19 protein-coding genes and 6 tRNA genes are annotated in these 20,941 nt (G+C 63.1%); 14 read left to right on the forward strand and 11 right to left on the reverse strand.

Translation table 11 applies throughout. The features are described 5' to 3' along the window. Positions 1-61 precede the first annotated feature (61 nt). From hemE to ACBG85_RS13490, 7 genes are all read left to right on the forward strand, one after another. Positions 62-1,159 (forward strand): uroporphyrinogen decarboxylase, encoded by a 1,098-nt coding sequence (hemE, locus tag ACBG85_RS13460; RefSeq protein WP_030536874.1) that lies wholly within the window; start codon positions 62-64, stop codon positions 1,157-1,159. After that, positions 1,156-2,517 carry a protoporphyrinogen oxidase gene (locus ACBG85_RS13465; protein ID WP_372027735.1) on the forward strand — a complete coding sequence of 454 codons (1,362 nt, stop codon included), beginning with the start codon at positions 1,156-1,158 and terminating at the stop codon, positions 2,515-2,517. The genes hemE and ACBG85_RS13465 overlap by 4 nt, the downstream gene beginning before the upstream one ends. Before the next feature lie 4 nt (positions 2,518-2,521). Beyond that, positions 2,522-3,217, forward strand: coding sequence for a hydrogen peroxide-dependent heme synthase (gene hemQ, locus ACBG85_RS13470; RefSeq protein ID WP_003942644.1), 696 nt, complete (start codon positions 2,522-2,524; stop codon positions 3,215-3,217). A 54-nt stretch (positions 3,218-3,271) separates the two neighbouring features. Next, complete coding sequence (locus ACBG85_RS13475) at positions 3,272-5,548, forward strand: molybdopterin guanine dinucleotide-containing S/N-oxide reductase (protein WP_042449932.1); 2,277 nt, start codon at positions 3,272-3,274, stop codon at positions 5,546-5,548. Positions 5,549-5,630: 82 nt separating this feature from the next. Continuing rightward, entirely contained in the window at positions 5,631-6,104 is a 474-nt protein-coding gene (locus ACBG85_RS13480; RefSeq protein WP_244993305.1) for a YbaB/EbfC family nucleoid-associated protein, read from the forward strand. Beyond that, positions 6,097-6,408 carry a WXG100 family type VII secretion target gene (locus tag ACBG85_RS13485; RefSeq protein ID WP_165638347.1) on the forward strand — a complete coding sequence of 104 codons (312 nt, stop codon included), beginning with the start codon at positions 6,097-6,099 and terminating at the stop codon, positions 6,406-6,408. The genes ACBG85_RS13480 and ACBG85_RS13485 overlap by 8 nt, the downstream gene beginning before the upstream one ends. Then, positions 6,408-7,328 carry a hypothetical protein gene (locus ACBG85_RS13490; protein ID WP_372027739.1) on the forward strand — a complete coding sequence of 307 codons (921 nt, stop codon included), beginning with the start codon at positions 6,408-6,410 and terminating at the stop codon, positions 7,326-7,328. Before ACBG85_RS13485 ends, ACBG85_RS13490 begins: the two co-directional genes overlap by 1 nt. A gap of 54 nt (positions 7,329-7,382) precedes the next feature. On the opposite strand, the gene msrB is transcribed toward ACBG85_RS13490, so the two are convergent. From msrB to ACBG85_RS13510, 4 genes are read right to left on the reverse strand one after another with little or no spacing between them, the layout of a single operon-like run. Beyond that, positions 7,383-7,814 (reverse strand): peptide-methionine (R)-S-oxide reductase MsrB, encoded by a 432-nt coding sequence (msrB, locus tag ACBG85_RS13495; RefSeq protein ID WP_003942631.1) that lies wholly within the window; start codon positions 7,812-7,814, stop codon positions 7,383-7,385. Positions 7,815-7,823: 9 nt separating this feature from the next. Then, positions 7,824-9,107, reverse strand: coding sequence for a glycosyltransferase family 87 protein (locus tag ACBG85_RS13500; protein WP_065455691.1), 1,284 nt, complete (start codon positions 9,105-9,107; stop codon positions 7,824-7,826). A gap of 60 nt (positions 9,108-9,167) precedes the next feature. Beyond that, positions 9,168-10,721 carry an alpha/beta fold hydrolase gene (locus tag ACBG85_RS13505; RefSeq protein ID WP_311094781.1) on the reverse strand — a complete coding sequence of 518 codons (1,554 nt, stop codon included), beginning with the start codon at positions 10,719-10,721 and terminating at the stop codon, positions 9,168-9,170. 19 nt (positions 10,722-10,740) lie between these two features. Beyond that, positions 10,741-11,490, reverse strand: a complete 750-nt coding sequence (locus tag ACBG85_RS13510; protein ID WP_166502245.1) for a pyrimidine reductase family protein — start codon at positions 11,488-11,490, stop codon at positions 10,741-10,743. A 43-nt stretch (positions 11,491-11,533) separates the two neighbouring features. Here ACBG85_RS13510 and zapE point away from each other — a divergent pair, with 43 nt between their 5' ends. Beyond that, entirely contained in the window at positions 11,534-12,550 is a 1,017-nt protein-coding gene (gene zapE / locus ACBG85_RS13515; protein ID WP_003942629.1) for a cell division protein ZapE, read from the forward strand. Positions 12,551-12,562: 12 nt separating this feature from the next. Here the strand turns inward: zapE and ACBG85_RS13520 are convergent, their stop codons facing one another. Next, positions 12,563-13,096, reverse strand: coding sequence for an N-acetyltransferase (locus tag ACBG85_RS13520; protein ID WP_003942603.1), 534 nt, complete (start codon positions 13,094-13,096; stop codon positions 12,563-12,565). Positions 13,097-13,163: 67 nt separating this feature from the next. Further along, positions 13,164-14,360 (reverse strand): MFS transporter, encoded by a 1,197-nt coding sequence (locus ACBG85_RS13525; RefSeq protein WP_372027742.1) that lies wholly within the window; start codon positions 14,358-14,360, stop codon positions 13,164-13,166. Between the two features lie 116 nt (positions 14,361-14,476). Between ACBG85_RS13525 and ACBG85_RS13530 the strand changes: the two genes are divergently transcribed. Both ACBG85_RS13530 and ACBG85_RS13535 read left to right on the forward strand, forming a co-directional pair. Beyond that, positions 14,477-15,862 carry a GH1 family beta-glucosidase gene (locus ACBG85_RS13530; RefSeq protein WP_003942640.1) on the forward strand — a complete coding sequence of 462 codons (1,386 nt, stop codon included), beginning with the start codon at positions 14,477-14,479 and terminating at the stop codon, positions 15,860-15,862. A gap of 174 nt (positions 15,863-16,036) precedes the next feature. Continuing rightward, positions 16,037-16,513, forward strand: coding sequence for an alpha-isopropylmalate synthase regulatory domain-containing protein (locus ACBG85_RS13535; protein WP_003942597.1), 477 nt, complete (start codon positions 16,037-16,039; stop codon positions 16,511-16,513). Positions 16,514-16,659: 146 nt separating this feature from the next. Here ACBG85_RS13535 and ACBG85_RS13540 read toward each other — a convergent pair. From ACBG85_RS13540 to ACBG85_RS13560, 5 genes are all read right to left on the reverse strand, one after another. Next, a tRNA-Val gene (locus ACBG85_RS13540) sits at positions 16,660-16,734 on the reverse strand. A 16-nt stretch (positions 16,735-16,750) separates the two neighbouring features. Further along, positions 16,751-16,826, reverse strand: a tRNA-Gly gene (locus ACBG85_RS13545). Between the two features lie 92 nt (positions 16,827-16,918). Further along, a tRNA-Val gene (locus ACBG85_RS13550) sits at positions 16,919-16,993 on the reverse strand. Position 16,994: 1 nt separating this feature from the next. Beyond that, positions 16,995-17,065, reverse strand: a tRNA-Cys gene (locus tag ACBG85_RS13555). A gap of 25 nt (positions 17,066-17,090) precedes the next feature. After that, positions 17,091-17,163, reverse strand: a tRNA-Gly gene (locus ACBG85_RS13560). Positions 17,164-17,456: 293 nt separating this feature from the next. On the opposite strand from ACBG85_RS13560, the gene ACBG85_RS13565 reads away from it, so the two are divergent. The 4 genes from ACBG85_RS13565 (at position 17,457) to ACBG85_RS13580 (ending at position 20,910) form a co-directional block, all read left to right on the forward strand. Next, positions 17,457-17,528: transfer RNA gene (locus tag ACBG85_RS13565), tRNA-Val, on the forward strand. Between the two features lie 187 nt (positions 17,529-17,715). Next, on the forward strand, positions 17,716-18,168 hold the full coding sequence (locus ACBG85_RS13570; RefSeq protein WP_030536868.1) for a TIGR02611 family protein: 453 nt from the start codon (positions 17,716-17,718) through the stop codon (positions 18,166-18,168). A 133-nt stretch (positions 18,169-18,301) separates the two neighbouring features. Continuing rightward, entirely contained in the window at positions 18,302-20,359 is a 2,058-nt protein-coding gene (gene thrS, locus ACBG85_RS13575) for a threonine--tRNA ligase (RefSeq protein WP_007732914.1), read from the forward strand. Further along, positions 20,356-20,910 carry an HIT domain-containing protein gene (locus ACBG85_RS13580; protein WP_003943307.1) on the forward strand — a complete coding sequence of 185 codons (555 nt, stop codon included), beginning with the start codon at positions 20,356-20,358 and terminating at the stop codon, positions 20,908-20,910. Before thrS ends, ACBG85_RS13580 begins: the two co-directional genes overlap by 4 nt. Positions 20,911-20,941: the final 31 nt, after the last annotated feature.

Genomic DNA, 20,941 nt, shown 5'->3' on the forward strand with positions numbered 1-20,941 from the left:
TGTGGGACGTGGCAGCATTGAGTCGATCGAAGACACACGTTGGCGGAGAGCGCGAGGACTGATGAGCGGGTTGGACAACATGAATTCAGGCATTACCGGGTCGGCGGAGTACAGCGCTCGGCGAGTCTTGCCCGACGCACCGTTGCTTGCCGCGGCGACCGGACGCACTCCGAGTCGACGGCCGGTGTGGTTCATGCGTCAGGCCGGGCGTTCGTTGCCGGAGTACCGCGAGATCCGCGCCGGGATCGGCATGTTGGAATCTTGTTTCGATCCGGCGCTGGTCTGTGAGATCACGATGCAGCCGGTGCGCCGTCACGACGTGGACGCGGCAATCCTGTTCTCGGACATCGTCGTTCCACTCAAAGCCGCGGGAATCGATCTCGACATCGTTGCCGGCGTCGGACCGGTGGTCGCCAATCCGATTCGCTCCATCGCCGACGTTGCAGCACTTCCGCGACTGGTCCCCGAAGAGGTAGGCGCAATCGCGCAGGCCGTTCGGCTTCTCACTACCGAGTTGGGCTCCACGCCGCTGATCGGCTTTGCCGGAGCGCCGTTCACTCTGGCGTCGTATCTGGTCGAGGGTGGTCCGAGCCGGAACCACGAGAAGACCAAAGCGCTCATGCACTCCGATCCGAAGACCTGGCACGCGTTGCTCGGAAGTTTGGCCGACACCACGATCTGCTTCCTGCAGGCGCAGCTCAAGGCGGGCGTCGACGCGGTCCAGCTGTTCGACTCGTGGGCCGGCGCGCTCTCGCTGGCCGATTACCGGGAATTTGTTCTCCCGCATTCCGAGCGAGTGTTCGCCGAGGTTGCCGCTGCCGGCGTCCCGCGTATCCACTTCGGTGTCGGCACCGGTGAACTTCTCGGCGCGATGGGGGAGGCAGGCGCCGACGTCGTGGGTGTCGACTGGCGGATTCCGCTCGACGTCGCGGCTGGTCGTGTCGGTCCGGGTAAGGCGCTGCAGGGCAATCTCGATCCCGCCGTACTGTTCGCGGGCCCCGAGGTGATCGATCGTGAGGTGCGCCGGATCGCCGCCGAAGGGGACCGCGCGATCGAGGCCGGTGCCATCGGCCACATCTTCAACCTCGGCCACGGAGTTCTTCCCGACACCGATCCCACGGCGATCACCTCGGCGGTGGAGCTGGTGCACTCGCTGTGACAACGACTCGGCCGTCGGTCGCGGTGATCGGAGGCGGAATCTCCGGTCTGGTTGCCGCGTACCGGCTTCGGCGCAGTCTGGGCTCCGAAGCGGACATCACGATCGTCGACGACTCACCGCGGCTGGGCGGGAAGCTGCGAACGATTGATCTGGGCGGTGGCCCGATCGACATCGGTGCCGAGGCTTTCATCGCCCGTCGGCCGGAAGTTCCTGCGCTTCTCGCCGAGCTGGGACTGACCGATCAGATCGTCTATCCCGCGGGCCTGAGTCCGTTGATCTGGTCTCAGGGCTCACTGAATCGGTTGCCGACCGGAACCCTGATGGGAATCCCGGCTTCGGCGGAGTCGGTTCGAGATCTTGTCGACGAGCAGACCCTGGCGCGCATAGCGGCCGAGGCCGGCGTCCCGCTGGAGTGGACCCGCGGTTCCGATTGCAGTGTTGCCGAACTGGTTTCGCAGCGATTCGGTGATCAGGTGGTCAGCCGATCGGTGGATCCGCTTCTCGGTGGGGTGTACTCGGGGCTGGCGGAGACCATCGGCGTGCGTGCAGCTTTGCCGACACTCGCTGCGGCCCTCGATGCGGGCTCTCGGAGCCTCACGGATGCAGTCGCAGCCGCATTGCCGACGCCTGCACCGGGGCCGGTGTTCGGAGCGCTCAGAGACGGGTACGGCATCCTGCTCGATGCGCTGCAGCAGGCCGCCGACGCGACCTTCGTCCGTGGCGAGGCTTCTGGGTTGCGCAGCGACGGGGCTGGTTGGAAGGTCGATCCGCTCGGAAGCGTCGACGCGGTGATTCTGGCCGTCCCGGCGCCGCGCGCAGCGGCGCTGTTGGCCGGAGTCGATGCGGATGTTGCGAGTACCGTCGCTCGGATCGAACTGGCGTCGTCCGCGGTGGTGGCGCTCCGGTTGTCCGGGCAGGTCGAACTTCCGCAGAATTCAGGGATCCTGGTAGCCACCGACGCCGACCTGACCGCCAAGGCGTTCACGCTGTCGAGCCGAAAGTGGACACACCTCGCTGATCGCGGTGAGCACCTCGTTCGGGTGTCGTTCGGTCGATTCGGTGCATCGGAGATCGTCGACCGGCCGGATGGTGAGTTGATCGACTTCGCGCGCGCCGATCTCGAGACCGTGACCGGAATCACCGAGGAGCCAGGCGCGACCTTCGTACAGCGGTGGCACGGAGGTCTTCCCCAATACGCCCCAGGTCACACGAAAATCGTGGCTGAAATCGAGTCCGGGATGACGCAGTTCGACGGCCTCGCCCTGGCCGGGTCGTGGCTGCACGGCGTCGGGGTTCCGGCGTGTGTCGCAGTCGGCACGACGGCGGCTACACGGATATTCGAGCGAGTGGCACGATAGACCCATGGCACGCCTTGATTTCGACAAACTGAACTCTGAAATCCGTTACCTCATGTTCTCCGTGTTCCAGGTGGAACCCGGTGTGCTGGGCGATGATCGGGAAGCTGCGGTCAAGGACGCCCGCTTGTTCTTCGAGGGTCTCGAAGACAAGGGCGTCGTGGTTCGCGGGATCTACGACGTCGCCGGCCTGCGCGCCGACGCGGACTTCATGATCTGGACCCACGCGGCCACCATCGAGGAACTGCAGGCCGCGTACGCGGATTTTCGTCGCACCACGGTCCTCGGACAGGCCAGTGCTCCCATCTGGAGCAACTCGGCGGTGCACCGCCCCGCGGAGTTCAACAAGAGCCACGTGCCCTCGTTCATCGCGGGTGAGGATCCGGGCGACTACATCTGCGTCTACCCGTTCGTCCGCTCGTACGAGTGGTACCTGCTCCCCGACGAGGAGCGTCGCAAGATGCTCGCCGATCACGGTATGGCTGCTCGTTCGTACAAGGACGTTCGCGCCAACACGGTCCCGGCCTTCGCCCTGGGGGACTACGAGTGGATTCTCGCGTTCGAAGCACCCGAGCTCATTCGTATCGTCGATCTGATGCGCGATCTACGTGCCACCGAAGCTCGCTTGCACGTTCGCGAAGAGGTGCCGTTCTTCACCGGCCCGCGCGTGGACATCGAGAAGCTGGTTCTTTCCCTTCCCTGATCTGCTTCGAAAGTAGTTCCTGTGACAACTGCACCGAACCGGCGTCGTCAACACATGTCCCATTGGGGAATGTTCACCGCCGAATCGGTCGCCGGCGAGGTGACCGCCGTGCATCCGTACGAGGGTGATGCGAATCCTTCGCCGATGCTCGGGAACCTCGCCGGTTCGGTGCGCAGTCGGGCTCGTGTTTCGGGCCCGGCGGTGCGTCGGGGTTGGCTCGAGAACGGGCCGGGTCCCAGCGACCGACGTGGAGCCGACGAATTCGTCTCGGTCTCCTGGGACGAACTGACCGAACTCCTCTCGCGTGAACTGCGTCGCGTGGTCGACGCGCACGGAAACAACGCGATCTTCGGCGGCTCGTACGGCTGGGCCAGCGCCGGCCGATTCCATCACGCGCAGAGCCAAGTTCACCGATTTCTGAATCAGCTGGGTGGATACACCAAGTCAGTTCACAGCTACTCGCTCGGTGCCACCGGTGTCATCATGCCGCGTGTGGTCGGAACGCACTGGAAGTTGTTCGCGCGCTCCACGTCGTGGGACGTCATCGCGAAGCACTCCGAACTCCTCGTCTCGTTCGGGGGAGTGCCGATCAAGAACACCGGAGTCAATGCCGGTGGTACGAGTGATCATCCGACGCGCGGGGCGCTCGACGCGTTTCGTGCCCGCGGCGGAAAGATCGTCTCCTTCAGTCCGTTGCGTGACGACGTCGAGGGTGACTGCGAGTGGATCGCACCCGTTCCGGGAACCGACGTTGCAATCATGCTTGCCCTGGCGTTTGTCCTGGCATCGGAGGACCTGCACGATCGCGATTTCCTGGGCCGTTTCTGCGTCGGTTACGAACGCTTCGAGGATTACCTGCTCGGACGTTCCGACGGTGTACCGAAGGATCCGCGCTGGGCGCAGAAGATCTCCGGTGTGTCGGCGGAGTTCATCACCGACCTGGCTCGGAGAATGGCGTCTGGCCGGACGCTGGTGACCGTCACGTGGTCGTTGCAACGCATCAAACACGGTGAACAGGCACCGTGGATGGGCGTGACACTCGCAGCGATGCTCGGCCAATTCGGGCTTCCGGGTGGAGGTTTCGGGCACGGCTACGGTTCGATGAACGAGCCGGGTCTGGCTCCGGTGCCGTATCCCTTGCCGACCTTCTCGCAAGGTGTGAATCCGGTGTCGGATTTCATTCCGGTAGCCGCGATTTCCGACCTGCTGCTTTCGCCCGGGGAGGAGTTCGACTACGACGGCCGACGCCTGACCTATCCTGACATCCGGTTGGTCTATTGGGCCGGTGGCAATCCGTTTCACCACCATCAGGATCTCCCGAGGCTGCGACGGGCATTTGCGCGTCCGGACACGATCGTCGTTCACGATCCGTACTGGACGCCGATGGCCCGCAACGCCGACATCGTGGTCCCGTCGACCACCTCGCTCGAACGAAATGACCTGAGCTGCACTCGAAACGACCCGCTTCTGGTCGCGATGCAGCAGGTCGTTCCACCTTTCGAGAACTCGCGTGACGACTACGACACGTTTGCCGCTCTGGCTTCTGCGCTCGGATTCGGGGAACAGTTCACAGAGGGGCGATCCTCACAGGAGTGGATCGAGCATCTCTACGGTCAATGGCGGCCGTTCGTCGATGCAGACGGCGGCAACACACCGACGTTCGAGGACTTCTGGGCAGAAGGGCACTACCGGATGCGAACCGAAGACAACCTCGTGCTCTTCGGTGACTTCCGTGAGAATCCCGAGAAATATCCGCTCTCGACTCCGAGTGGGAAGATCGAGATCTTCTCCGAGACCATCGAGTCCTTCGGCTACGACGACTGCGCCGGCCATCCGCGCTGGTACGAGCCCGACGAGTGGCTGGGTGGACCGCGAGCCTCGCAATTCCCGCTTCACTTGATCGCCAATCAGCCCAAGACGCGTCTGCACAGCCAACTCGATCACGGCGCTGCGAGCCAGGCGTCGAAGATTCAGGGACGCGAGCCGATTCGTATGCACCCCGATGCAGCGGCCGCGCGCGGCGTCTCGGCAGGAGACGTGGTGCGGGTGTTCAACGATCGCGGAGCGTGCCTTGCTGGTGTGATCGTCGACTCGGACTTGCGGAGCGACGTCGTCCAACTTTCCACCGGTGCCTGGTACGACCCGCTCGATCCTGCCGATCCCGACTCTCTGTGCGTGCACGGCAATCCCAACGTTCTGACACCGGACATCGGTACGTCGTCACTCTCGCACGGGTGCACCGGCCAGCACGTTCTGGTGCAGATCGAGAAATTCGACGGGGCCCTGCCGCCGGTCAAGGCGTTCGATCCGCCCGTGCTTCGTTCACGCTGACGGAACCGATCGGCCACCTCTCGCGTCGAACCTCGTGAGCGCCTGAATCAGGTGTCACGATCTATCGAAGGTGGGGGCCATCGTGAGTGCAGCGGATGTTGGTTCGATGCGGGGGCAAGTCGAAGTACTTCGGGCTCAGATCGGTTCGATGCAGCACGTTCTGTTGGAGCGGACTCGATCGCTGGCGGACTTGCAGGAGAGGATCGCTCGAGCGACGGCGAGCGCGCGTTCGAGTGACGGCAGCGTGGAAATCGTCGTCGACGCCTCGGGGGCGGTGGTGGGAGTCGATCTCTCGGGGAGTTCTTACGCCAAGCATTCGCCGGCAGCGTTGGGGAATCTGATCCTGGCTACGGCCGCGTCTGCGGCAGAAGACATACGCCGACAGGTTGCCGAGATGACGAAGCCGCTCACGGAGGCGGCCGGAATCGACTTGCCGGACCTGGTTCCGGGCGTGCTCGGATTGCGCGAGATTCTCGAACCTCGTCCGAGCTCCACACCGGCTTCCTGCGACGAGAACTGGGACCGCACCGTTCTGAGGAGCTCCGGCAATGTCTGAACTGGGCGTGAATGTGGCCGCGATGAAAAGTGCTGCACCAGCCTTCGCGGTGGTCGCTGGCGATCTCGACGAGGCGCGGAGCGCTCTCGACGCGGTGGTCGCCGCCGAAGAGGGTTGCTGGGGCACTGACCAGTTCGGATCCGCATTCTCAGGCGCATATGTTCCCGGTGCTGAGTCAGCAGTCGGTGGGATGACGCTGGTCGCGGGCGCGCTGCGCGAATTGACCGCCACGCTGATCGAGATCACCGATCGTTTCGAATCGATCGACACCTCGCTTGCCGACGACATGGCGGGTGGGCTCTGATGGGACTCGAGATTCCAGGCTGGTTACAGGCGGTTGCGTCGGTCGCGGTGGGCAGTGACTGGCCGCAAGGAGACGAAACGGCGCTGTGGAGGTTGGGTGATGCCTGGTCAGGCGCGGCTGATCGGATCGAGGCTTCGGCCGCTGCCGGTGGTTACGGATTGCAGGCAGTACTGGCATCGATCGACGGTCGAGCCGGCGACTCGTTGTCTCGGTATTGGTCCGAGGCCGGGGGAGTTGCGGAGGTCTTCGAGCGGTTGTCCTCTGCCGCGGCCGAACTGGGTCAGTCATGCACCGATACCGGCACGGACATCGAGTACACCAAACTGTCGATCCTCGCGGCGCTGGGCGCACTGGCGCTCGAGATTGCCGCCATGGTGGCGGCTGCTGTCCCGACACTGGGCGTCAGTACCGCCGGGGTCGTGGCGGCTGAGGTCGCAACAACACTCACGGTCCGAATGTTGTTGCAGCAATTGTTGATACGAGTGATCGAGGCTGCGGCAGTGGAAGCTGCCGCTGCCGTCTTCTCCGGCCTCGCCATTCAACTCGGGCAGATGACGATGGATCATCGCCAGTCGATCGACGGTGGCAAGGTCGTGACCGAGGGGCGCGACGGTTTCATCAAGGGACTTGCGAACGGAGGGTTGAAGACGACGCCGGATCGTGTCGGCCCTGACCCGAACCCGCTCCCGACCGGTTCGAGAGTGCAGGAGATCGCGCGAGGTGCCTTCGACGACGCGGTCTCGGGAGCGTCCGCTGCGATCGTGACGAAGGAAGTCACGGGCGGCGACGCCGCGTTGACGGACATCACTTCCGGCGCGATCGGTGGCGGGATCGGTTCCGTCAAAGACGGACTTGTCGCTCGAAACGAGGACCTGAATGCGGCTGGTCTGAGCCCGACTGCGCTGAACTGGGACTTCTGAGTGGAAAGTCTCGAATCGTGGGCTACCAGTGACACGGGGTAGCCCACGACCTGGCTACTGAGCGGGCTTGAGAACCAGCGAGATCGAGTTGATGCAGTACCGCTGATCGGTCGGCGTCGGGTATCCCTCGCCCTCGAAGACGTGACCGAGGTGGCTGTGGCACTTCTTGCAGATGACCTCGACCCGGCGCATTCCGAGTGAGCTGTCTTCTTTCAGGATCACGGCATCCGAATCCGCCGGATCGAAGAAGGACGGCCACCCGCAGTGCGATTCGAACTTCTCGGTGCTGCGGAACAGTTCGGCTCCGCAGGCCCGGCAGGAGTAGACACCTTCCGTGGTGGTGTCGGTGTACTCGCCGACGAAGGGGCGTTCGGTGCCGGCTTGGCGCAGGACGGCGAACTCCTCCGGCGTCAGTTTTTCGCGCCACTCGCTCTCGGTGTACGTGACCTCAGGTGTGCTGTCGATGCCATCGTGTGAAGAACTCATGCCTCCACGCTAATGCTTTGTCGCCGTTTCGGCTTCGTGGGCAGGTGAGACGGTATCGAGTGGGGGATCGAGGAGGTACGCGGGATCGATTCCCCGATCCAAGCGGCCCTCTCGACGCGCGACCAGATACCGGTATCCGAGGACACAGAAGATCACGATCAGCAGAAGGCTCCAGCCGAGGGTGCTCTTGGTGTATTCGGCCGCCCGGCCGAAGGTCGGCCAGCGGTTCGACCACCAGCTGTCGAACGTCATGAAGCCGTAGACGGCGAGCCAGGCCGGCCAGTTCCGCATGACCGAGTTCTTGAGCACCACGGACATCAGGAGCGGGAGCAGCATCATCGAGTAGTACATCTGGCCGAGCGAGGGCAGCAGGAACGACGCGGTCATGATCACACCGGTCGCGGTGGTGAGGAAGAAAAGTTCGTCGTTGCGGTAGTAGCGGTACAGAAGCCACAGCGAGACGACGACCATGGCGACCAACACGACGCGCAAGAGCAGGATCAACCATTCGGGCAGACCGAAGTAAGCGCCGTTTCCGACAATCGAACTGTTGAAGTAGTCACGAGATTCGAGCAGGTACGGCACGGTGCGGCGGACGAAGTCCATCGGATCCGACGCCAGCGGCCATGCCACGACCGTGAGAATGAACGGGATACCCAGGGCGGTGACGAACACCTTCCACTGACCGCGAACGAGTGGCAGCAGGAGCAGCGGCGCGAGAGTGGGTTTCACTGCGATGGTGAGACCGATCGCGGCGCCGGCCCACAGATCCTTCTTGCGCATCAGCAACAGGAGGAAGGCAACTTCGCCGAGCAGGACGAGGCCGTTGATGTTGGTGAACACCAACGTGTTGGTGACCGTCTCCGACATGAACGCGCCGAGCACCAGAATCGGCGCCGCGATGGAACTGATCGTCAGGTCGAACAAGCGCAACAGCAGGTAGAGAGCCACGAGAATGGCGACGGCATTGACACCGATGAACAGCCACCGTGAGCGCTCGGGATCGAGGATCGCCAGGGGTGCCATCAACAAGGAACCCGATGGTGGGTACAGGTAATGGGGGTCTACGGAGTTGAAATCTGCGGTGTAGACGTCGCGCCCGTTCCAGAACGCCAGCGCGGCGTTGTAGACCGGTCGGAAGTCATCGGTGATGGCGCCGTTGACTGCTGTGACGATGACACGATTGAGCACTGTCATCACGGCGATCGGCCACAAAACGAAGTTGACGACTTGTTGGGTTGTCCGCCCGGTACGCGGCTCGAGCTGTCGAAGGAACACTTCGGCACGGTACACCGGAGCAGGGTGTGATCGGGGGATGCACCCCTTTTCGGTCGTGGTGGACGAGCGCCCGAGTCAGGCCGGGCACACGCTTCCGTTACTGGGCAGGGAGGCGTCGCTGAGGTAGAGGCGCATCGCCTGTTGAGCGCAGGTGGATTGTGCCGCGGGGTGACCCGCACCTTGCCAGTCCAGAGTTGCGAAGCGCGATCCTGCATTGGTCACGACGCCGGTGACGGTCGAGAGTCCGGAGTTCCCGACGGCCGGGTCACCCTGACCGCTCAGCACGAGGACTGGGGGCTTCAACTGATTCGGCAGGGGGGAGTTGGCGGTCGACGGCCAGCTGGCGCACGCCAGCAACCCGAGCGCGGCTTCTCGCCCGAACACCGGATAGTTGGTGCCCCAGGTGTCCGCAAGCACGCGCGCACGCCCGATGCCCGGCCATTGCATGCCGTCGGTGCACCGTCCGATGAACTGGCCGTCGCCGTCCACCTCGTTCTCCGCCCGGGCGGCGCGCTCTCGAATCGGCGAAGCGTTGCCGGTACCGAGCGCGGACAGAGCGTCGGACAGTGAGCGGGTCTCCTGCTCACGGTTGGTTCCGGCAGTCCACAGGCTGGCCGAAATCGCGTTCGACACCGCAGCGGCGGACAGCGGCTGGAATTCATCGGCTCGAGCGCGCTCCATCAAGTCCGTGACCGATTTCTTCGGATCAGGTCCGAGCGAGCACCCCAGCGCCACACATCGCTGAGCGAACGCGGTCAACGCGTCTTCTTCGCCCTGCACGCGACTCTCTGCCTCGGTGGCAGCGTCGGTGGCCACCGGAGCGGGAGAATCGAGGATCAACCTCGCGAGGTTGTTCGGGTGGGCCGCCGCATAGCTCAGCGCGATGTCCGAGCCGGACCCTGCCGACCACAGAGCGATGGTCTCGACGCCCCACCGTGTACGTAGAGCGTCGATGTCCTCGGCTGCGGAGTCGGCGCCGAACTTCAGTTCTTGAGGGTCGAGGTAGTCGGTGCAGGCAATGGTGGCGTCGTGACCGAGGGCCGCGACCGCATCGGCGGCGTCGCCGGTGGAATCCGCGTCGAACTGGCCCAGATCGTGAAGGCCGCGCCGAATCTCCGGCGTCATGCAGTCGATTGCGGTGGACCTGTCGATTCCGCGGCGATCGAGGGCAACCACGGGATGTTCGGCGAGAACCGTGTTCAAGCCGGATGCGGCGAGCATGGCCAGAGAGTTTCCCGACGAACGATCGGTGCCCGATGTGAACACGATCGGATACGCGCCGGCAGGCGTCGACGAGGTCCGAGCGCGGGTCAAGCCGGCAGTGAAGTTGCCGTCGATGGCGCCGGTCACGTCGATGGGGGCATTGAATTCCGCGCATTCGAGAATGACGCCAGCGCTCGACGCCGCGAGAGCCTGGTCGGCGAGTGACGTGCCGGTGCAGTCTCGCCACGGTATGTCATCGGTCGGGACGCCAGGGTCAACCGGCGGCGCATCGGGCGACGGTCCCTCGCTCTGGGCAGGGCTGCCGTCGGTGCGGCCTTCGACCGCGACGGCGGGCCGAAGCGACGGACCGGCGCCGCACGCACAACACGTCGCGAGGACGACGGCCATCAAAGCAACTCTGCGCATGCCGACCAGAGTGCCAGGTTCACCGACGTGGCTGCTGACGAACCCATCGAGTGAGGATCGTGCCGTCCGTATCACCGAGAATGTGCGCGGGACGCATGGCTGTGGGCATTGCGTTGGGGGAGAGTGAGATTCGGCCGACTTTGCTCCCCACCAGTTGAGGTGACGTGGTGATGCAGAGTTCGTCGACGGCATTGTCCTCGATCAACTGCCCGAAAAGTGACGGTCCGCCCTCGCACAGCACGCGACGGAGCTTGCGAGCCGACAAGGCCCTGTCGATGTCGCCGCTGGTGACGTTCGGTGAGTCCGTCACCTCCACCTGCGCTCCGGCAGATCTCAGCGCCGAAATTGCCGCGGAGTCCGCGTCGCGACCGACAACAAGGATCGGTGGAACTTCGGTATCGCGAAGGAGTCGGCTTTCGGGGTCGATCGACGCGTGCGCCGAGACGACGAGGATCGGTGGGACCGGAGCGAGGCCGCTCGCCTTTCGTCGCGCCCGGGCTTCGTCCGAGACCTGCACACCCCCGTAGTTCTCGGCTCGCGCTGTGCCTGCGCCGACCACGACGACGTCACAAAGTTCGCGCATGATCCCGAATACCGACTTGTCTGCCGGTGTGCCCAGTCCACCGCTCACTCCGTCGACGGCGACGCACCCGTCGATGCTGGAAACGAAGTTCACGCGCATCCAGGGTTGCGAGAGGTTCTCCGGATAGGCGTACAAGCCGCGGAGTTCGTCGTCGTGGCCTGGTGTGAAGTAGGTCGCAATATCCATACGGTGCACATGAGAGATCACATCACGTAGATACCCTTGACGGATGCATGAACGTCTTGTCGATCGCAGCCCGGTGGTACCCGCCGATCAACTGGTAGCTCAAATGGTGCCTCCCGCAATGTTCGACGAGGTGAGTTTTGCGTCCTACATTCCTGATCCGAAGGAACCGAGCCAGGCAGCTGCTGTCGCCAAGGCCGAGGAATTCTCCAAGCGCGTCACCAAGATCCGTAGTGGTGGACGCCGCGGACTGTTCGGCAAGAAGACCCAGGCGACCGGCGCCGGCCTGTACCTCGACGGCGGGTTCGGTGTCGGTAAGACTCACTTGCTGGCGTCGATCTTCCACAGCGTTCCGTCGCCGAAGGCTTTCGGAACCTTCGTCGAGCTGACACACGTCGTCGGCGCTCTCGGCTTCAACAAGGCGGTCGAAGCGCTCGCCGACCACAGCGTTCTCTGCATCGACGAGTTCGAGCTCGACGATCCGGGCGACACCATGCTCGTATCCCGCCTCCTCTCGGAGCTTTCCGCGCGCGGCGTGTCCATCGTCGCGACGTCGAACACGCTTCCCGGCCAGCTCGGTGAGGGTCGCTTCGCGGCTCAGGACTTCCTGCGTGAGATCAAGAAGCTCGGCTCGATCTTCGAGACGATTCGCGTCGACGGCCCCGACTACCGTCACCGCGATCTCCCGCCCGCACCCGAGCCCATCTCCTCGGAGGAGTTGGTTTCTCGGGCCGACGCCATCGACGGCGCCACGCTCGACAACTTCGACGAGCTGTGCAAGCACCTCAGCACCCTGCACCCGTCTCGGTACAACAAGCTGGTCGAGGGTGTGAAGGCCGTGTTCATCGACGGTGTCCACCCGGCAACGGATCAGTCCGTTGCACTGCGCATCGTGGTTCTCGCCGACCGCCTGTACGACGCGAGCATCCCGGTCACCGTTTCCGGCGCACGCCTCGACGAGATCTTCACTCCCGAGATGCTCGCCGGTGGGTACAAGAAGAAGTACTTGCGCGCGACCTCGCGCCTGCTCGCACTTTCTCGTTTCGAGGTCGCGGCCGGCTAGTCTGCACGCCTGTCAGCTGACGGGGCGCTCCATCACGAAATCGTGGTGGAGTTGTGCGCCCACGAGGAAAGTCTTCGTGCCGACCTGTGTGAAACCGTGCTTTGCGTAGAACTTCTGGGCGCGCAGGTTCTCCTGATTGACGCCCAGCCAGATCCCGGCACTTCCGCTGCGTCGTGCGTGGTCGACAACCGCGTCCATCAAGGATGCTGCCGCGCCGGTTCCGTGGTTACCCGGAAGCACGTACAACTTGCTGAGTTCTGTTGTCGGGCGAAGTGTCACAGCAGCTTTGACGTCCGGGTCGGCGGGCTCGTCGTCGACAAGCATCGCGTAGCCGACGATCGAACCGTCGCGAATGACCTTGAGAACGGTTCGCGTCGGATCGGTCAGGTACTCGGAGAACTTGTCGACGGAGAGAACGTTGTCGATGAAGGCACTGATGTCGTCGTCGGATGCGTCCGGCGGACACGCCAGTGGAAATGTCACCGCTGCCACGTCGGCGATTGCTTCGGAATCCCAGATCCCGGCCCGGTCAACGGTGATCGTCACGTCAGTTTCTGCCTCTCGCGCACACAATTCGGTCGATCAAGTACACCACTTTCCTCGGGCGCAATGCTCAAGCGGCGTTCTCGGCGACCGGAGTTGTGGCTCGTTTCGGTGCGAACGCGGGAGCAAGAACTGTCAAGATCGCGCAGAACGCCAGCGGAATCAGGAACCCGATTCGAAGGTCACTGAAGGCGGCGACCGCGCCGACGATGCCGCCGCCGACTACTGTGCCGACGTAGTTGAAGAGGTTGATGCGTGCGATCACCGCATCGACCTGATCCGGGGGAGCCATCCTGCCGGCAGCGCTGAAGCAGATCGGAGCGATCACCGGTACCCCGAGCCCGACGATGAGGAACCCGGCGATGGCAACGGCGGGAGATTGCGCGAGGACGACAACTGTCATGCCGACTACGCCGATGAGAGAGCCGATCCGCACGACGGTGGTCTCACCGAATTTCCCGACCCAGTAGTCCCCGGTCAGTCGTGCGACAAGTGCCGCGATCTGATACGCCGCCACGGAAAGGGCAGCGGTCCCGGCGTCGGCGAGCAGTTCGTCCTTGACGTACAGAGTCGACCAGTTTCCGACGCTGAAGTCGACCGCGTAGAACAATGCCATCGCGACGCCGAGGAGGACGAAGGCGCGGGTGGGTACCGCGAATTTCGCGGTGCTCGTGATGTTTGCCTCGGCAACCGGAGACTCGGACCGATCGAGCAGTTGCGGGCCGAAGGCCAGAAGCATCAGTCCGACAACAACTCCCGCGATCACCTGCGTGACGCGGATCGAAATGTCGAGGCCTGCGGTAGCAGAGATGAACAGGGCACCGACAATCGCTCCGACGCTCCAGGAAGCATGGAACGAGGAGAGGATGAAGCGGCCCTTGGCGTGTTGGATCGAGACTGCCTGCATGTTGGCGGCCGCGTCGACCATGCCGAGTCCGATGCCGTAGATCGCCAGGAAGACGAAGAACATCGCTGCGTTGGGCGCAATTCCGGTTGCCCCGCCGAAGACTGCGATGACGGCGAGCCCAGTTCGCAGGGTCATCTTGCTCGACGTTCTCACGGCCAGCATCTCGGCGAGCACGCTGCCGAGCCCGGCGATGACGGACACGGTGACAACCGCAACCACAACCAGTGTCTCGCTCAGCTCGAACAAGTCCTTGTACTGCGGCAGCTGCGTCAGAATGGCGGCGAGCAGAAATCCTTGAAGTCCGAAGGCCACCGAAGTCGCGATCCGAGCCCTCGTCAGGGTGCGGGTGTTATCCGTCATCAAGCAGGGCCTTTGTCTCGTTCGTTCGGTTAGGCCGAACGGTACTGGATCTTGATACTGGTCGAGTGTCCAACAAAGCTGCGTGTTTTGCACGGTTCTTTGATTAACTGACCGACATGACTCGGCAGCCGACACCAGAATTTCCGACTTCCTTCGTCTGGGGAACCGCCACTGCGGCCTATCAAATCGAAGGAGCTGTGGCCGAAGACGGTCGCGGACCGTCGATCTGGGACGAGTTCTGTGACCGTCCCGGTGTTGTCGTCGGGGGCGACACCGGGACGGTCGCTGCCGATCATTATCACCGCTGGGAGTCGGACATCGAGCTGATGAATCAGCTCGGGCTCGACGCTTATCGGCTGTCTCTGTCGTGGTCGCGCATTCTGCCCACCGGATCGGGGGCAGTGAATGCGAAGGGGCTCGACTTCTACGACCGCCTGATCGACCGACTGTGTTCGGCGGGAATTACTGCCGCTGTCACGCTCTTTCACTGGGATCTGCCCCTTGCCTTGCAGGAGCAGGGCGGCTGGATGAACCGCGACACCTCGTATCGGCTGGGGGAGTATGCGCAGGTCGTCGGCGAGCGGCTGTCGGATCGGGTCGGAATGTGGATGCCGCTCAACGAACCAGTTGTGCACACGCTTTACGGGCATGCCCTCGGAGTTCACGCCCCCGGACTGGCCTTGGGGTTCGAGGCTTTCCAAGCCGCACATCACCAGCTGCTCGGGCATGGCCTCGCTGTCGAAGCGCTTCGGGCAACCGGATGCACGAACATCGGAATCGCCTCGAACCATGCTCCGGTGCGTGCCGCTTCGGATTCGCCGGAAGACGTGATGGCTGCCGACATCTACGACCACGTCGTCAATTGGATGTTCGCCGACCCGGTTCTGGTCGGGAAGTACCCGGCCGACGAATTCGCTCAGCTGCTCAGCGGTCCTGTCGACGAGGACTTGAAAATCATCGGGGCGCCGCTCGACTGGTACGGGATCAACTACTACGAGCCGACGATGATTGCCGCTCCGGTGGAAGGCCAGGGGACCGAAGGTGTGCTCGAAGTCGACCTGCCTCCGGGCCTGCCCTTTGCCCCTGTAGCGATTACCGGTTATCCCACAACCGATTTCGGTTGGCCGATCGTTCCCGAGGGGCTGGGCGAGATCTTGCGGACGTTCCACGCCCGCTTCGGTGACGCACTGCCGCCGATCTACATCACCGAAAGCGGATGTTCATTCCACGACGCCCCGGATGCCGCAGGCGTCGTCGACGACGAAGCACGAATCGACTACCACGATGCGCACCTTCGCGCCCTCCGATCGGCAATGGACGACGGTGTCGACGTCCGCGGTTATTTTGTGTGGTCACTTCTCGACAACTTCGAATGGGCTGCGGGATACAAGGAGCGTTTCGGCCTGGTGCACGTCGATTTCGACACCCAGAAGCGCACACCGAAGACCTCGTTCGAGTGGTATCGCGCCCTGATCGCCGAGCACAAAGCGGCTCAGGTCTGACCTGTGCGGCGGCGGTCTGGGTTGCATTCTCGAACCGGGCCGCCTAGCCTCGTCTCTCATGAAGCGAATTCTCGTAGTAAGCCGCCGTAGCGGGGTCTGAATCGGACCGACCCCTCGCTGCGGGTCGTCTTGCTACCAGTTGGTCCTCCACTTCATTCCAGGAAGACCACGATCATGACTTACAATTTCGCTTTCGCTTCTGATTCGTCTTCTGCTGCTGATCCCTTTGCGGCGCGTCACGGCAAATCTCTGCCCGCTGGCTTGCGTGCCGAATGCTCAGCGATGTCGTGGACCGAGTTCGAGTCCACGTATGCGGCTATGAGCGGCCCGATCCGTCTGGGTGCGTGGTCCTCCGAGAAGATTGCGCCGGGTCGTTGGACCTTCGAAGCGACTCTCGGTCTGGGGGAGCGTATCCAGAAAGCGTCCGCCACCTCGACCGGCGCGATCTCAGCCATGACGTCGATGCTGCACGACGCGGGAATCTCGCTCGAGATCCTGTCTTTCCATCAGCACCAGATCGGCCACCGCACTGCGACGTTCATCTTCACCGAGTGCGACGGCCGTCGGAGCTGGGCGATGGGTATTGCGGAGTCGTCGACGGAGTCCTCGCTGCGCGCGATGACTTCGGCAGCGAACCGCTTCTCTCACTGAGCAGTTACAACAATCTGATCAGCTACATCAACCGCAGTACTGACGTGGATGCCCGAGGGGGCTTGCGTCAGTACTGCGGCCCGTGTGTTCGGCGCTCGAACGCAAAAAGCCGGAACCCTGAGGTTCCGGCTTCTTGCATTCTCAAATGGTGCGCGATACTGGGATTGAACCAGTGACCTCTTCCGTGTCAGGGAAGCGCTCTCCCGCTGAGCTAATCGCGCGGGTTCTGGAGAAAAATGGAGCGGACGACGGGATTCGAACCCGCGACCCCAACCTTGGCAAGGTTGTGCGCTACCAGCTGCGCCACGTCCGCATGAGCAATGAACTCCGTTACCGGAACTCAGTACTTTTCTAACTTATCAGACCTGCAAGCAGGTCTTGACCATCAGGCCCTAGGGCCTGACGTGGTGCGCGATACTGGGATTGAACCAGTGACCTCTTCCGTGTCAGGGAAGCGCTCTCCCGCTGAGCTAATCGCGCGAGGTGGAGACGGGAATCGAACCCGTGTGCACGGCTTTGCAGGCCGTTGCCTCACCACTCGGCCACTCCACCGTAAAAGGTTGAGTCACACCTCTCGAGCGGACGACGGGATTCGAACCCGCGACCCCAACCTTGGCAAGGTTGTGCGCTACCAGCTGCGCCACGTCCGCATCGCACCGTGTTGCTTGGGGAGCTGCTCGCTCTCCTCGGTGCGTTGGAAACATTAGCCGACCGTGTCGGATACACACAAATCACCAGCTCAGTGGCGTGTTCGGAGTCGAATCGGCCCGTCGCGCGCGTTGCAACTGTCCGTCTTGGCGATGAATACGGTCTGAAATCAGTTCGAATTCGTAGATTTCGGGGCGGCCTGGAGCAAAACGAATGCCAACCTGGTGATTCGTATTCATCGCGCAGCCGTGTTAATGTTCCAACTCGTTCGAGCGCATGCGTTCGGATGACTTACGGTCCCGTGGCTCAGTGGGAGAGCGTCCGCTTCACACGCGGAAGGTCGCTGGTTCGATCCCAGCCGGGACCACAGAAAAACACTGAAGGCGTTCCCGATCATCGGGGACGCCTTTAGTCGTTTGAGAGCACAGCTGGTCGAGGGCACAGCTGTTCGAGGGCACGGCTATTTCGGGATGCAGACCGTCGTCGCAGGTCGCCGGGCGACGATTTCGGTAGCCTGGTCGAAGAGACATTTCGCGACCGAAAAGGTGACTGCTTTGAGTACCGAAAAGGTCGATTCTTCCGTCGACGATTCAGACCTGTCCGTCTTCCAGGACGCAGAGTCCCGCTGGGAGCGGTGGCGCGCGGGAATCGCCGCGCGGCCCACCCTCAATCTTGCGTACCGCATCGGCGTCGGAGTCGTGGGCACGATCGTGTTCGCCGCCGGCATCGTGGCTATTCCGTACCCCGGGCCCGGTTGGCTCATCGTTTTCGCCGGCCTCGGCATCCTGGCGTCGGAGTTCGCGTGGGCACATCGACTCCTTCATTTCGCGAAGGCTCGATACGACCGGTTCATGGAATGGTTCGGCAAGCAGTCGCTGTTCGTCAAAGGGTTGGGCGTTCTGTTCACCACAGTGATCGTCCTGGCGACTTTGTGGGTGCTCGGCACTTTCGGCCTGATCGGGACATGGGTGGGCCTGGACTACTCGTGGCTCGAGTCGCCGCTGTGAGTTGAACGCGGCCCGGTTTCCTTCACTCGGTTGTCTCACCATGTCGGTAGGGCCGATAACATGATCGTGCGCGTGCTCGCAGTGGGTACGACGCCTGTCTAACTTGTCGCAATACCTTTAGGAGCACATCGCCGTGACCAGTCCCGCGCCAGAGCACTCAGCCGCCCCACTTCGGGTGCCCGCGGGGACGACCGCCGGGACTGCAGTGCGCGAAGCCGGATACCCCACGAAGGGGCCCGACGTGATCGTCGTTGTCCGCGATGGCGAGGGAACGCTCAAGGATCTGTCGTGGACACCTGAGGTCGATGTCGACGTCGAGCCGGTGGCAGCATCCACCGAGGACGGCCGCAGCGTCATCCGGCACTCCGCGGCCCACGTCCTCGCGCAGGCGGTTCAGAAAGAATTCCCCGACGCGAAGCTCGGCATCGGTCCGCCGATCAAGGACGGCTTCTACTACGACTTCGCGGTGGACCGCCCGTTCACTCCGGAAGATCTGGCCAAGCTCGAAAAGCGTATGAAGCAGATCATCAAGGGATCACAGCGCTTTTCGCGTCGAGTCGTCGATTCGATCGAGGACGCTCGGGTCGAGTTGGCCGACGAGCCCTTCAAGCTCGAATTGATCGACGACAAGTCCGGTATCGACGATCCCGAGATCATGGAGGTGGGCGGCAACGAGCTGACCATCTACGACAATCTCGATCCTCGTACCGGCGACAAGATCTGGTCCGATCTGTGCCGCGGCCCGCACATTCCGACCACCAAGCACATCCCGGCCTTCAAGTTGACCCGAAGCTCCGCCGCCTACTGGCGTGGCAACCAGGACAACGCCGATCTTCAGCGTGTCTACGGCACCGCGTGGGAGTCCACCGAGGCTCAGGACGAATACCTCGAACTGCTCGCCGAGGCCGAGCGTCGTGATCACCGCAAGCTCGGTACCGAACTGGACCTCTTCAGCTTCCCCGACGAGCTCGGTTCGGGTCTGCCGGTGTTCCATCCCAAGGGCGGCATCATCCGCACCGAGATGGAGAACTACTCGCGCAGCCGCCACATCGAGGCGGGCTACGAGTTCGTCAACACTCCGCACATCACCAAGGGGCATCTGTACGAGGTTTCCGGTCACCTCGACTGGTACCGCGACGGCATGTTCCCGGCGATGCACGTCGACGAGGAACTGAACGAGGACGGCACCGTGCGCAAGCCGGGCCAGGACTACTACCTCAAGCCGATGAACTGCCCGATGCACAACCTGATCTTCCGTGCTCGCGGACGCTCGTACCGTGAATTGCCGTTGCGGCTCTTCGAATTCGGCTCGGTCTACCGCTACGAGAAGTCCGGCGTCATCCACGGCCTGACCCGCGTGCGCGGCATGACCCAGGACGACGCTCACATCTACTGCACCCGTGAGCAGATGCGCGACGAGCTGACCACCACCCTGCAGTTCGTGCTGAACCTGCTCAAGGACTACGGCCTCGACGACTTCTACCTCGAACTGTCCACCAAAAACCCGGACAAGTTCGTCGGTAGCGACGACGTCTGGGAAGAGGCGACCGCAACGCTCGCCGAGGTCGGCGAAGCTTCCGGCCTGACTCTGGTGCCGGATCCGGGCGGAGCCGCGTTCTACGGTCCCAAGATCTCCGTTCAGGTCAAGGACGCACTCGGCCGCACCTGGCAGATGTCGACCATCCAGCTCGACTTCAACCTGCCCGAGCGGTTCGAGCTCGAATACACCGGCAACGACGGCGTCAAGACTCGTCCGGTCATGATCCACCGCGCGCTGTTCGGCTCGATCGAGCGGTTCTTCGGTGTCCTGACCGAGCACTACGCGGGCGCGTTCCCGGCGTGGCTGGCGCCGGTGCAGGTCGTCGGAATCCCGGTGGCCGAGGCCTTCGCCGATCACCTGTTCGACGTCACGAAGAAGCTCAAGGCAGCCGGTGTTCGCGCCGAGGTCGACTTCAGTGACGACCGTATGCAGAAGAAGATCCGTAACCACACCACGCAAAAGGTCCCGTTCATGCTCCTCGCGGGCGAGCGTGACGTGGAGGCCGGCGCGGTCAGCTTCCGTTTCCGCGACGGCACCCAGATTAACGGCATTCCCGTCGACGACGCCGTCCGGATCATCACCGAGTGGATCGGCCGCCGCGAGAACGCCTCGCCGACAGCCGAACTGGTGCAGCCAAGCGTGGCGCAGTGAGCGCCCCCGGTGACGACGGTCCGGGTTCGCTGATCGACCACGGCGTCGGTGACCCTGACCATTTGCAGCGCATTTGGTCGCCGCATCGGATGTCGTACATCACCGAGGCGCCCAACACCCCGGGCACGACAGGTGAACCGTTCATCGACATTCCGAAGATGTCGGACGAAGAAGGACTGATCGTTGCCCGCGGTGAGCATGTCTATGCGGTTCTGAACCTGTATCCGTACAACCCGGGGCACCTGATGGTGGTTCCGTACCGCAAGGTCGCGGCACTCGAAGACCTGACGCCGGAGGAGAGCGCCGAGTTGATGGCGTTCACCCAGCAGGCGTTGCGGGTGATCAAGAGCGTGTCGAATCCTCACGGATTCAACGTCGGCCTGAATCTCGGTGCCGCTGCGGGCGGTTCGCTGTCCGAGCACCTTCACCAACACGTAGTGCCACGTTGGGGCGGCGACGCCAACTTCATCACCGTGCTCGGTGGGGTCAAGGTGATGCCGCAATTGCTGCGGGAGACCAGGGGACTACTCGCCGGTGCCTGGCAACAATAGGTTGACGCATCCGGCTTCATGGCAGGATGCA

It is taken from the genome of Rhodococcus sp. NyZ502 (assembly GCF_041464245.1).
GTDB lineage: Bacteria > Actinomycetota > Actinomycetes > Mycobacteriales > Mycobacteriaceae > Rhodococcus_F > Rhodococcus_F qingshengii.